General features: G+C 32.9%; 10 protein-coding genes. 4 read left to right on the top strand and 6 right to left on the bottom strand.

What is annotated here, in order from left to right; all coding sequences use genetic code 11:
- Positions 1–16: 16 nt before the first annotated feature.
- Positions 17–1,039 (top strand): CotS family spore coat protein, encoded by a 1,023-nt coding sequence (locus CKL_RS18190; protein WP_012104056.1) that lies wholly within the window; start codon positions 17–19, stop codon positions 1,037–1,039.
- A gap of 98 nt (positions 1,040–1,137) precedes the next feature.
- On the opposite strand, the gene CKL_RS18185 is transcribed toward CKL_RS18190, so the two are convergent.
- The 6 genes from CKL_RS18185 to CKL_RS18160 all read right to left on the bottom strand — a co-directional run bounded on the left by CKL_RS18185 (position 1,138) and on the right by CKL_RS18160 (position 10,128).
- Complete coding sequence (locus tag CKL_RS18185) at positions 1,138–3,297, bottom strand: cell wall-binding repeat-containing protein (protein WP_012104055.1); 2,160 nt, start codon at positions 3,295–3,297, stop codon at positions 1,138–1,140.
- A gap of 135 nt (positions 3,298–3,432) precedes the next feature.
- Positions 3,433–5,175, bottom strand: coding sequence for an ABC transporter ATP-binding protein (locus CKL_RS18180; RefSeq protein WP_012104054.1), 1,743 nt, complete (start codon positions 5,173–5,175; stop codon positions 3,433–3,435).
- On the bottom strand, positions 5,172–6,965 hold the full coding sequence (locus CKL_RS18175) for an ABC transporter ATP-binding protein (protein ID WP_012104053.1): 1,794 nt from the start codon (positions 6,963–6,965) through the stop codon (positions 5,172–5,174). The genes CKL_RS18180 and CKL_RS18175 overlap by 4 nt, the downstream gene beginning before the upstream one ends.
- A 305-nt stretch (positions 6,966–7,270) precedes the next feature.
- Positions 7,271–8,314, bottom strand: coding sequence for a helix-turn-helix transcriptional regulator (locus CKL_RS18170; protein ID WP_012104052.1), 1,044 nt, complete (start codon positions 8,312–8,314; stop codon positions 7,271–7,273).
- A gap of 29 nt (positions 8,315–8,343) precedes the next feature.
- A complete protein-coding gene (locus tag CKL_RS18165) occupies positions 8,344–8,712 on the bottom strand; it encodes an ArsR/SmtB family transcription factor (protein ID WP_012104051.1) in 369 nt (122 codons plus the stop codon).
- Positions 8,713–9,000: 288 nt separating this feature from the next.
- Positions 9,001–10,128, bottom strand: coding sequence for a glycosyltransferase family 4 protein (locus CKL_RS18160; protein WP_012104050.1), 1,128 nt, complete (start codon positions 10,126–10,128; stop codon positions 9,001–9,003).
- 113 nt (positions 10,129–10,241) lie between these two features.
- Here CKL_RS18160 and CKL_RS18155 point away from each other — a divergent pair, with 113 nt between their 5' ends.
- The 3 genes from CKL_RS18155 to CKL_RS18145 all read left to right on the top strand — a co-directional run bounded on the left by CKL_RS18155 (position 10,242) and on the right by CKL_RS18145 (position 12,702).
- A complete protein-coding gene (locus CKL_RS18155; RefSeq protein ID WP_012104049.1) occupies positions 10,242–11,249 on the top strand; it encodes a CotS family spore coat protein in 1,008 nt (335 codons plus the stop codon).
- Positions 11,250–11,373: 124 nt separating this feature from the next.
- On the top strand, positions 11,374–12,261 hold the full coding sequence (gene yabG, locus CKL_RS18150; protein ID WP_012104048.1) for a sporulation peptidase YabG: 888 nt from the start codon (positions 11,374–11,376) through the stop codon (positions 12,259–12,261).
- A gap of 204 nt (positions 12,262–12,465) precedes the next feature.
- On the top strand, positions 12,466–12,702 hold the full coding sequence (locus CKL_RS18145; protein WP_012104047.1) for a Veg family protein: 237 nt from the start codon (positions 12,466–12,468) through the stop codon (positions 12,700–12,702).
- The last annotated feature ends 298 nt before the right edge of the window (positions 12,703–13,000 follow it).

Below are 13,000 nucleotides of genomic sequence, written 5' to 3'. Positions count from 1 at the left end.
ATAGGAGGCTTTTAGATTGATAGATAGATATAGTGAAAAAAAATATTTAACTGGATACGATCTATGTGTAGAACTTTTTGATAGATTTGATTTAAAAGTATATGATGTCATACCTATTAGAAAAGTGTATATGGTTTCTTCAGATAAGGGCAAGAAAATATTTAAGAAATTAGAGTATACTTTAGATGAGTTGAATTTTATAAATGAACTTTTAACTTATGTAAGAAGCAAATTTCCAAGAGTAGTTAACTTCGTAGAAAATAAAGAAGGAGATATATATACTATATGGAACGGAGACATGTATTGTATAATGGATGTAGTTTATGGGAGAGAATGTAATTTTAGTAATCCTATAGATTTGAGTATTGCAGCTGAGGGACTTGGAGAATTTCATCTTGCATCTGAAGGCTTCAAAACAAATATAAAAAATAAGTATAATAATGGAAAACTTATTGATATTTTTAATCGAAGAATTCAAGAAATAGAATTTTTCCAAAATATAGCTAATATACATGAAAAGAAAACGGAATTTGATGAAATATTTATAAAAAATTCTAGCTATTATATAGAACAAATAAAAAAAAGTGAAAGTATGCTTGAAGAATCTTATTATTATAAGTTATGTAGTGAGGAGGACAAAATAGTAGTATGTCATCATGATTTGGCTTACCATAACATATTAATAAATAATAATGAAGCTTATTTTGTAGATTTTGATTATGCTATTATAGATCTCAAAGTACATGATTTATGTAATTTTATAAATAAAGTCGTTAAAAATTTTGCTTTCGATATAGAAAAGGCAAAGCTGATAATAGATAATTATTGTAATAAGAACACATTGAGCAATAGGGAATTAGAAGTATTATATGCTATGTTAAATTTCCCTAACGATTTTTATACTATATCCAGAGACTATTATACTAAGCGAAAAGATTGGAGAGAAGAAATATTTTTAGACAGATTAAAAAGAAAAATCAGATATAAAGAAGATAGAGAAGAATTTTTGGAGGAATTCAAAAATAAAATTTTAAATTAAATAGGAGATCGTAGTATTGGTAAAATAAAAAATACACCCATGCAAATAAGTGTAAAACTTATTTTAATGGGTATATTTTTTATTGATTTAGATTCTGTTTATGCAGCCTGATCCTCTGGTTGTATCACTTCCCAAATTCCAATCTGTTCAAGAATGCCACTATTCCATGTCATGGTACTGGTACAATCTTCTACTGTAGAATTATAGGCGTAACCTGTTATGCTTCCTACTGATTCAAAACCTCCGGCAATAGTTCCTGTAGTGGTACAATCCTTAATTGCAAAAGAAGAAGGAATTGGCCCGGTGGAACTCTCTTTACTGCCACCTACTAGTCCACCAACGCAGGTTGTGCTGTCCGATACGTTAATGGTAGTATTGGATGAGCAGTTTGTTACTGAAGTAGGTGTATCCTGGCCATAGGTTCCTGTAAATCCAACAAGTCCACCTACAAAACTATCATTGTCGCCTGGAACTGTAATGGTCACGTTGTTGACATGACAGTTTGTTACCTGGACTGCTGAATATACTGCACCAGACAATCCTCCTAGACCCCAACAATTATTGCCTTCTGTGGTAACTGAGCCACCTGTCACTGTGCAATCAATTAATGAGCTGCAGTCTGTACCACCCACTAAAACTCCTGCACAAGCACCATCATCACCTAAAACTATAATATCTGCCACAGCAGTGCAGCTTTTTACATCTTCAAAGCTGGTACCTACAATACCGCCGATACCCTGTAGACCCTGAATTTTATTATTGCCAGTTAAAGTTATATTTTCCACAGAGCAGCCTCCATGTTGAAGGCCAATTACGCCGCCCACCAGATAGAATCCGGTCACATTTACATTTTCCACTGTTAAGTTGTAAATAGACCCGGTTTTTTCTTCAGTTCCAACAGTGCAGCCAAACAAGCCTGTTGCAAAGCTTTCAGGACGATCAATTTTTACACTGGAAATGGTATGACCATTGCCGTTAAAGGTACCACTAAATGCCACTTTAGGATCTGGTGTCTCTGCATCCTCTGGTTTATCGGATAGAGGTTTAAAAGCACCAATAGGTTCCCAATTTGCATAGCTTGATAAATCAATGTCTGCTGTAAGAATGAAGTTTTTGTTTAAATAACTTCGTACTTTATTAAGCTGTACAGCAGTAGCAACTTTATATGGAGAAGATACAGTACCATTTTCTCCTGCAAAAGGATTACTGTTAGAAGATCCTCCACCTCCACCACCGCCACTAGGTTTATTTGGCTTATCATTCTCACTAGAAGAATTTACATTAACTACACTGGTTACTATATTTTCAGATACAAGTGAAGTTCCGCCTATTGCTATTACCTTGCTGTCTTTATCAACTTTGGACTTTATTATACTAACTGTATCCTTATTCATGGTACCACTTACCAATATTATAGGATTACAATCTTTAGAGGCCAGAGATGAAACAGATAATGCATCTGCAAATTGATCTACTCCGTTATACTGGGCAGATACCGGATATATACTGCCAAAATTTATATCGTCTTTAAATTTGTCAAGTATTTTTTGGCTGCTTTCATATCTGTCCTTTCCGTATATTCTTTCAGTATTTTTAAATATGCTTTCTATGTCCTTTGATACCAGGGATTCTCCCCCTATTATGTAGGCCTTTTCTACACTGTTATCTTTTGAATACTCCAACACATCTTCTTTTCTGTCCGCTAATAAAATAGGCATGCCCTTATTGGCAGCTATATAACTTATGGAAAGTGCATCTGATGAAGCCTTTCCTGAAACCAATACTATTGAAGAATTTTTTCCAACTTTATCCGCAATCATTTTTGAAGTGTCGTATCTTGTAGTTCCTCCTAGCCTTGTTACATCGCTAGCCTTAGGTGCTGCAGTTTTTATTTCAGATATTACCTTGTCAGGTATGACTCCATTTCCACCTATAATTATCAGTTTATCAGGATTTAGCCTGGATAATTCTTCCTCTGTACTTTCACTCAAGCCCGATTTGCTGACAAGTAAAATTGGTGCATTATACTTTTTTGCAAGAGGTGCAGCGCAAAGTGCATCTGGAAAATTTTCTCCATTACATATTACTACACCAGAAGCACTTTCCCAACCATTTTTGCTTATAAGTGATGAAGTTTCATATCTGTCTTTTCCAAAAATCCTTTTTTGGTCCAAAGAATATGAAGACTCTGCAAAAACAGTGGTTGAAAATAACATTACCGCACCTACTATTAATCCTAAGATCTTCCTTAATCTCAAATAGATTCCCCCTTAATATTTTATTTGAATGTAATTTATTAATATAAAATTTTCTTTTGTCTTTGCAAAAGGGAAGATTCTTATCCTATGCAACTGTTTGATTTTTAATTATGCCAAATAGAAATCATCCCCTGCTTATTCATTTACAGACATATTCCAGCCGCTTGTTTTTTGTTGAAGCCACCATAGATGTGTATAAAGTCCTTGTCCAGCAAGTAGTGCATCATGCTTGCCTTGTTCTACAATCCGTCCATTTTCCAAAACAATAATGTTATCCGCGGATACAATAGTTTTCAGACGATGTGCAATGACAATAACGGTTCTTCCCTCAACTAGGGTGTTGATTGCCTTTTGTACATATACTTCATTTTCAGGATCTAGTGAAGCTGTAGCTTCATCGAGCAAGACTACAGGAGCTTTTTTCAGAATTGCACGTGCAATAGAAATACGCTGCTTTTCTCCTCCAGACAGAGTGTTTCCACCTTCACCTACTATGGTGTCGTATCCTTCAGGAAGCACTTTGATAAAATCATGGCAGCAGGCTTTTTTGGCTGCCTCAATCACTTCTTCTTTAGTGGCTTCTTTACGGCCATAGCGTATATTGTTTTCAATGGTATCCTGAAACAGGTATACATCTTGAAATACTATAGATATTTTTTGCAAAAGAGCTTCTGGTTCTAATTCTTTCTCATCTATGCCGCCAAAAAGAATACGTCCTTTTTGTGGGTCATAGAAACGAGCAATTAACTGAAGAATTGTACTCTTTCCACTTCCAGATGGGCCAACAATGGCAGTCATTGTACCTTCGGCCATATGGAAGGAAATATCTTGGATTACGGGTATTTCATTATAGCTGAAAGTAACATTTTCAAAAGTGATTGCATGGGTATCATTAGGCTTTTTTGTACCGGACATGATAGGTTGTTGCAACAAATGAACAATCCGTGCTCCAGCCTGTTGGTTATAACTAAATTCAGCATAGTTGATAAGAGCTGCAGTCAAGGGATCAAAGATACGAGTACCTATGACCAAAAATGTGGAAAAGGTAACAATATCTATTTCTCCATTTAACAGCAGATGGACTCCTACAAGGACAATGATAGCTAGTCCCGCTTTTATAAATGCGATAGCTGTCAGTATAATAGGTCCTAATATTCCTTCTAAACGAATACTTTCTCTCATAAAATTTTTTAAAGCATGGTGTAGTCTGTTGAACTTTTGCCCTTTTAGATTATAAGCTTTAATAATACGCATCCCGTCTAAATATTCCTGAAGTCGTTTGGCCACATCAATTTTGGCCATCATGTGGCTTGTTCCCAACTTTTTTTGAAGCTTGGAAGTCACATACAACAGTAAAATTGCAAAAGGCATGGATATAAACATGGAAAGTGCCATGCGTATATCCAGAAAGCATAGACCTAAAAATGCTATAATAGGCATGATCAATGCTCCAACCATTTGTGGTACAATATGGGCAATGGAGTGCTCAATTAGCCCGAAATCCTCCATTATCATGTTGCCAAGATCTCCTGGATTACGACTTGTTAAATATCCGAGAGGTAACTTGCGTAAATGCTCTGCCAAATTGGCACGGCCATCAGCGGCAACACTATAAGCTCTCATGTATGTTGTTTTGTATGAGGGAATCTCTCCCAAAAACATAACTAGAATCGAGACTGCTAAAGTTATGCAAATACCCCATAATGCAGAAATATTCAGAGTGGCATCCAGTGCTGCATAATAAGAATAGATAATCTGGATTGCTATAATCACCAGTGCAAAGGGAAGAATATTGATGATATTGGATATAATTGTCCAAACAATCGGCTTTATCAGTTTAGAAGGATTGCCAGCAGTGATATTGTAAAATATTTTCATAGAACATTCTCTCCCTTCCCGACATTCCATGTGGCAGCTGTAATATACGCCTGCCACATTTTTTGATATAAGCCTTCTATTAATATCAATTTATCATGGGTTCCACGCTGGATGATTTCACCTTTTTGCAGAACTAAAATCTGTTCTGCTGCACAAATAGAAGAAAGTCGATGTGCAATAACGATTACCGTCTTATCTCGTATAAGTTCTTTTAAAGCAAGCTGCATCTGATATTCATTCTCAGGGTCAGCAAAGGCAGTAGCTTCATCCAGTACAAGGATGGGAGCGTTTTTCAGAATTGCCCGTGCAACAGAAATCCTTTGTTTTTCGCCTCCAGACAGATAGGTTCCACCTTCGCCAATCAACGTGCTATATCCTTTAGGCAGCCTTTCAATAAATTCATGACATTGGGCGGCTTTTGCCGCTGCATACACTTCTTCCTCTGTGGCATCTAGTTTTCCAACTCGGATATTTTCATACAGAGTATCATAAAAAAGAAATGAATCCTGAAATACGAAAGATACTATATTCATTAAGCTCTCTGTTGGAATACTGCATACATCTACTCCACCGATTCGAATTTCGCCTTCTTGCACATCCCAAAAACGAGGTATGAGTTGTGCAATGGTTGATTTTCCGGAACCAGATGGACCTACCAGTGCAGTGATCTTACCCTGGGGTGCTGTAAGGCTGATGTTAGAGAGAGCCTGATTGGATTCGGCTTTATAAGAAAAGGAAACTTTGTCAAACTCCACTTCATAGAAAGTGGGAATCAAAGGATTTTCGGGTTCGGGGACAGACTTTTCATTTAAAATAGCATCAATCCTTGATGTACCTTCACATATTTCCTGCATAGTGGCTGCAAGATTATTTGCCTTATACATGGGTGCTGCTATACCCGGTACCATAATTAAGAAAAATAGCAGGGTGACTGCAAGGGCTATGTTCTGTGGGTCTCTAGTGAGCAAGAAAACTCCAATAGGAAGAATAAAAGTTATAAATGACCCCAGTAGAACCTTAAAGAGAATATATCCAGTTCTAAACTGTTCTCCAAATTTGATACAGAAATTTCGATAGTCAATCATGTCCTGATAGAACTTTCTGAAAGAATGCACAGTTTGTCCAAATACTTTTACAGCAGGCATACCGCGAACATATTGAACTGCAGAAGAATTAATTCTTTCTAAAGCGTCATAATATCCTTTCAAGCTTTCTTTAGACTTATTACCCATCATCATAGATGCTTGTGCAAAGAAACCAGTAACAATAGGAATAAGGCAGCAAAGTGCAAGTACAATGTTAAGGGAAAACATTGCAATGAACATGATAATGATTGTAACCACTACATTAACCATGTCAGGTAATTGGTGGGCAATGAAAGATTCGATTTTTTCTACATTTAATTCTAGATTCTTTTTAATTTTTCCTGTGGAGTTTTGGTTTAAGTAACCAAGAGAAAGATTGCCAATATGATCTGACAGTTTTATACGTAGGCCGTAAAGGATTCGGTATGCCGCAATATGCGAGCACATTCCACCTGCGTACATCATAATTAGTCCTCCTAATAGCCCCAAAAGGGCAATAAAGCCCCAATGTATTACCTCTATCTTATCAATCAGATAAGGAGTAGCAGCGTTTTGTAGTAGTTCCTTTAAAATGAAATAAATCGAAAGATAAGGAATAAGCATACACAAAGCACTTATGGAGGACAGTATGGCGGACCAGGTAAGAAGGCCTCTTTTCTCTCCCGCAATTTCTAAAAGACGGGAAACACCTGTTTTTTTCTTCATGAAAAACCCTCCTTGAGATTAAAAGTAAGCAACATGAGATTCATGCCTAACTGTATTTTACAGGTTGGGTCTGCCTAACTCTACTTAAAAACTGTATTTCATCACTCAAAAACTGTAAGGTTTGTTTTTTTGGGGTATCAAGTAATTTTTAAGTTCAGGTGGAGTTTAATCATAAGGAATGACTTATTCAAAGGTATAGCCAGTGTTTATCTACCACTTTGAAAGAGATGCAGGTGTTAGCAAATAGTAGTTTTAGATAAAAAAATGCCGCCAAGGTACTCTGGCAGCATCATAGGCAAGAGAATTTATTTATTATATTGCTTAATAAGATTTTTTACATATTCTCCGGGATTTATGCCATATTTTTTTTTAAAGGCTGCCGCGAAATGACTGATATTTCCATAGCCAACCATGTTTGCAACATTGCTTACACGAGTTTCTCCTTTTTCAAAAAGGATTAGGGCGGTTTCTAACCTTTTATCAATTACATACGTATGTACAGGCATTCCGAAGAGAGCTTTAAAACCTTTAGCAAGCTTTGATTCACTCAAATAAACCATTTGAGCTAAACTGGCACAGGATGGTGGATTAGAAATGCTTTTATGTAAAATTTCTTTTGCTTCCATAAGACTTTCTCTATCTGTACGAGAGAGTTCAAATGTGCGGTCTGATTTCTGATTCATTTGTAAGATTACCTCACTGAAATAGACAGACAGCAGTTCTAACAATTTTCCTTCGATGTACATATCTAATATAGCACTTTCATAAGGACAATTCAGCAATTGATGGAGAATAATACGAATGGAAGGGGGGATGACATATTTTGAAAAGCGACCCACCGATTCTTCAATTGCAATTTCATCTGTTAAATTTTTGTACCCCATTATGATTTTTCGAAAACGATTAATTGGAATTTTAATACCGATAAAATTGAAATTACAATCTTTATAATAACAAGTTTGTTCAATCCCATATCGGTTACTAGATATAAAAGATTCTCCTTTATTGATTTTAAATTGTCTGTGTCCAGCTTGTGATTTCCACGCAATTCCTTCTTCTAGACAAAAGCATATGTCAACATTTGAATTATCGTTTATTCCCATAACATCCATATTGTATTTATAGCACATTTGAAATTCAGAAATAATGATATTTTGTCGGGTACTGATTTGTCTGAAACAACCATGGCCAATTTCCTCAGGAATTGAGAATATATATTTCTGTGAGGCAATTTGAGAAATTTTTGAGAAAGCATCACAAATAAGATGATTGGCAGGTAATAAGTCATATTCATTATGATGTTTCATTAGTATATTAAGTTCTTTCACAGCTCTTTTATTTTTTGACATTGATTTTACCCCGCTCATATCTTGACAAACTAGCAATAGGATTTGGTATTTTCATTCACATGTTCCAGACATTGTTGAAATAATGGATGAATATGTTCGTCGTCTAGGGAATAGAATACTGATCTTCCTTTTTTATGATACTTGATCAGTTTTAATTGGCGAAGTTCTTTTAAGTGGTGGGAGATGGCTGGTTGGCTTATTTCAAGCAAGTTGGCTATATCATTTACGCACAATTCAGAAACAATCAGTATGTTAATTATTTTTAATCTTGTAGGATCATTGAGTGCCTTAAAAACTTCTGCCATATCATAAATAGATTTGTCGTCTACCATGTGTTTTTTTATATCTACAAAACTATGATTATTCATAGTTTTCAGCATTGTATTATTATTCATCATAAAGTATACTCCCATAATACATAAATATATAAATATCTATTTATGTATTATATCTTATTAGTTGGCATATGTCAATATATAGTGTTTGGTTTATTTTGGCTGCGCCCTACTTTTAATCAAACTTTCTTTTTTTAATCAGATATATCTGATCTACAGAACCCTGAACTATAATTAATAAAATTAGAGATAGAAAGCAACAATAAAAACCGCAAAAACATATTGTAAGCGGTTTTTAAAATTTTGTAATACTATATGGAATATAGGTTTTTAAAAGCAACACAAAGAATATTATTTCATATTCATAATTTTGTTATATATGTTTATAGTATTTTTAATAGTTTTCTTCCAATTTAGTTCGGAAGATCTTTTAATACCATAAGATATCAATTTATTCTTAAGATTATTATCTGAAAGTACTTCTAACATAGCTTCACATAAATTAGTTTTATTTAAGGGATTTATAAGCAGGGCACCTTTACCGACCACTTCAGGGAGAGATGTAGTGTTTGAAGTTATTACAGGTATTCCACAGGCCATTGCTTCTATAGGTGGGAGTCCAAATCCTTCATAAAAGGAAGGATATACAAATAGTTCAGCTGCATTATATATATAAGGAAGATGTTCTATAGAAATAAAACCAGGAAATAAAACTTTATCAGATATATTTAGTTTTTCAGTACGTTCTTTATAAATGGCGTAAGATTCACCTTTTTTACCAGCTATTACTAAAAACAAAGGTTTTTTATATGAGGTTATAAGTTTACTAAAGCTATCAATAAGTCCTAATATATTTTTGCGCGGACTAAACCCACCCACATAAAGTATATAATCTTCAGTTATAGAATAGTATTTTCTAGCTACATATCTACTTATTCTTTTATCCATAGGTTTGTAGATATCTTCACTAGCTAAATGAGTAACATATATTTTATTTTCAGGATAGTTAAAAGATTTAACTATATCTTTTTTAGAAAAATTGGAAACTGTAATAATGCCATCACATAGAGGTACTATTTTAGGTATATATTCTGAGAAAATTTTAAGATATCGGTTACTTACAGTTTCAGGCATTCTATAAGGGATCACATCATGAAGCGTTATTATAAACCTACAATTTTTATTAATAGGAAGTCCAACTCCGTTTTGAGGCACGTGATATAGATCTATTTTATTATTTTTTATTATATTAGGTATATTAATCTCTTCCCAGAAATTAATTTTATCACTTTGCGGGGCATTATCTAATTTGAAATTTTTTTTAAGGTATATATCATTTTTAAAGCTTTCAGGCATGAAAAGTAAATAATTATTTATACTATCAATATTATTTAAACATTTTATTAATTGATAAGTATAAGTTCCTATGCCAGTACCCCTATACCATTTAGCGGCACGTCCATCAATGCCTATTCTCATAAAATTGTCCCTCTCTAAATTAATATATTTCATTATATTAATTTGAAGTTAAAAATGTTAATGTTCTTCTAAATTAATTTAGGCGTTCATATAAATATATAGGGGTGATTAGTATGATGCGAGAATTTGAAATAGAAAGACAATTTAATGTAAAAATTGAAAATATAAAACCAAGTAGAGGAGTATATTTATTAAAAACAGATAAAGGAATGAAATGTCTTAAAAAGATAAATTATGGAACTCAAAAACTTTTATTTGTTTATGGAGCAAAAGAACATCTTATAAAAAATGGATTTCCACATGTGGATAAATACTCTATTAATATAGAAGGAAATCCATATGCAATCATTAATGAAGATATATATACGCTATCAGAATGGATTAAAGGAAGAGAGTGTGATTTTAAGAATAGGGAAGATGTTATAAATGCTGCTAAGTGTTTGGCAAATATGCACATAGCCTCTAAAGGATATGAACCACCTGAGAATAGTAAATTAAAAACTGATCTTGGAAGATGGCATCACCTTATGGAAAAAAGAGTTAAGGCTCTAGATAAGATGAAAGATATGGGAAGAAAAAAAAATAATAAGGGAAATTTTGATTTAAATTACATGAAAGCAGTTAAATTTTATAAAGACTTTGGTAAAAAGGCTATCGAAGTATTACAAGATTCTAAATATGATGAATTATGCAGCATTACCGAAGGAGAAAAAGGATTTTGCCATCATGATTTTACCTACCATAATATAGTAGTAGATGAAGATGACACATTCAATGTAATAGATTTTGATTATTGTAAGAGGGAACTACGTTCTTATGATATTTCCTCTTTTATGATTAAAGTTTTAAAAAGATCTAATTGGAATATAGAAAATGCACGGCTTATTATTGATTCATATAATGAAGTTAGTCCGATTAAAGAAGAGGAATATAAGGTTATATATGCTTTCTTACTATTTCCTCAACGTTTCTGGAGACTAGCAAATAGATATTATTATAATGAGGTCAACTGGCCAACAAATACTTTCAATAAAAAATTGGAAGAATTAATAGCTGAACAGGAGAAATATATTGACTTTATTGAAAAATTTAAAGAAATCTATAGTGAAAAAAATATCTGAATTAAAAAATAAGGTCTATATCTGGGTTTTAAATTAATCCAGTATAGACCTTATTTCTTGCACTTAAAATGACATATAATCATAATATATATCATGACTTTTTATATATGGGGATGTATATAATATGAAAATAGGTGATGTAGTAGTAAGAAAATCCTATAATAAAGATATAACTTTTAAAATAATAGATTCAAAACATACTAAAGAGGGTGTTATATATAGTTTAAAAGGGATAAATTTAAGAATAATTGCAGATTCCAAAGAAGATGACTTAGAAGTTATCCCTGAAAATACCCTTACAGAAGAGGAAAAAGTATTTAATAAACAAGTAAATGAATCAATTAAGAATATTTTAATGAATAGAGGTGGATTTAGATATAGGGGTAATTCTAGGCAAGAATATAATGTAACAAAATTTGCATCCCATAGCTCTAAAAATGAATTGGCTTTTGGAAGACCCGGGAGGATTCTTCACATAGATGGAGATGCAGAATATTTAGATGTATGTATTAAAGTATATAAGCAGCTTTTACTAGATGTAGTTGGCAAAAATATAGTGGAAAAAGAACAGCCTACAAAAGTTATAGAATTAGTAAAAGAAGTTAAACCAGATATAATTGTGATTACAGGACATGATGCTATAGTGAAAGATACCCAGGATTATATGGATTTAAATAATTATAAAAATTCTAAATATTTCGTTCAAACAGTATCAGAACTTAGAAATTATAAATCTAATTACGATGATTTAGTGATATTTGCAGGAGCTTGTCAATCCTGCTATGAAAAAATTTTAGATTCAGGTGCAAATTTTGCAAGTTCACCTAGTAGAGTACTCATACATTGTTTAGATCCAGTGTTTTTGTGTGAAAAAATAGCTTATACTAATATAGAAAAGGTTGTGTCAATTCAAGAAGCCCTGCAAAATACTATAACAAGAACCAATGGCATAGGGGGACTACAGACAAGAGGGAAATATAGAGAGGGATTTCCAAAATCACCATATGTATAAAAATTATAAAAATTGTAAATATTATTATATAGATGAGACACTTAAAGAAATAATCATATTTAATAGTATAAATAAAGGCAAGTTAAGTCTGTTAACAAAGATTTAATATTGACAAAGTAATTTATTAAGGATATACTAAAGTGTTTAGTTGACATAAACACATTTAAAGTGTATAATATAAGTTGTAGAAAGAGGGTGTTTGGAATGGATGGTTCGAACGTATTAGCTTCTATAAGAGAGAATATAGAAAATCATGTAGGAGATAAAGTAACCTTAAAAGCAAATGGGGGTAGGAGAAAAGTTTTTATAAATAAAGGAATAATAGAAAAAGCTTATCCTAGCATATTTGTAATTAGGTTAGAGAATGACACCCAAAGGAAAGTGACATATAGTTATTCGGATGTTTTAACTAAAACAGTTCAATTGGTTTTCTCAGTATAAAGTGGTATTTGACTTAGTGCCAGTTTATTTCACAATATTTGTTAAATCAATTTAGTGAAACTGCTATTCTTTTTATCCCAATGATAATCATTTAGTTTAATTAAATCTTTAGATATAAAGTTTACCAATGCAAAACTATGACATAGTCATCATTTGTGTGTGGTATTTAAAATTTTATAGTTTAATTTAGAAGTAGTATGTAGAGCACCGGTTGTTCTGGGTACTACTTTTGTTTATGAATTTTCAAGTTAAAATATAAATATATATAGGGTAAGAAGAAAGATGGCAAGCTTCCATC

This window comes from Clostridium kluyveri DSM 555 (assembly GCF_000016505.1).
GTDB classification, from domain to species: domain Bacteria; phylum Bacillota; class Clostridia; order Clostridiales; family Clostridiaceae; genus Clostridium_B; species Clostridium_B kluyveri.
This window is presented reverse-complemented; position numbering and strand designations above follow the sequence as displayed.

Coding starts and splice junctions, on each gene's coding strand:
- CKL_RS18165 (WP_012104051.1), bottom strand. CDS start 8,712: ATGATGAATAATAATACAATGCTGAAAACTATGAATAATCATAGTTTT.
- CKL_RS18145 (WP_012104047.1), top strand. CDS start 12,466: ATGGATGGTTCGAACGTATTAGCTTCTATAAGAGAGAATATAGAAAAT.
- CKL_RS18180 (WP_012104054.1), bottom strand. CDS start 5,175: ATGAAAATATTTTACAATATCACTGCTGGCAATCCTTCTAAACTGATA.
- CKL_RS18160 (WP_012104050.1), bottom strand. CDS start 10,128: ATGAGAATAGGCATTGATGGACGTGCCGCTAAATGGTATAGGGGTACT.
- CKL_RS18155 (WP_012104049.1), top strand. CDS start 10,242: ATGATGCGAGAATTTGAAATAGAAAGACAATTTAATGTAAAAATTGAA.
- CKL_RS18175 (WP_012104053.1), bottom strand. CDS start 6,965: ATGAAGAAAAAAACAGGTGTTTCCCGTCTTTTAGAAATTGCGGGAGAG.
- yabG (WP_012104048.1), top strand. CDS start 11,374: ATGAAAATAGGTGATGTAGTAGTAAGAAAATCCTATAATAAAGATATA.
- CKL_RS18170 (WP_012104052.1), bottom strand. CDS start 8,314: ATGTCAAAAAATAAAAGAGCTGTGAAAGAACTTAATATACTAATGAAA.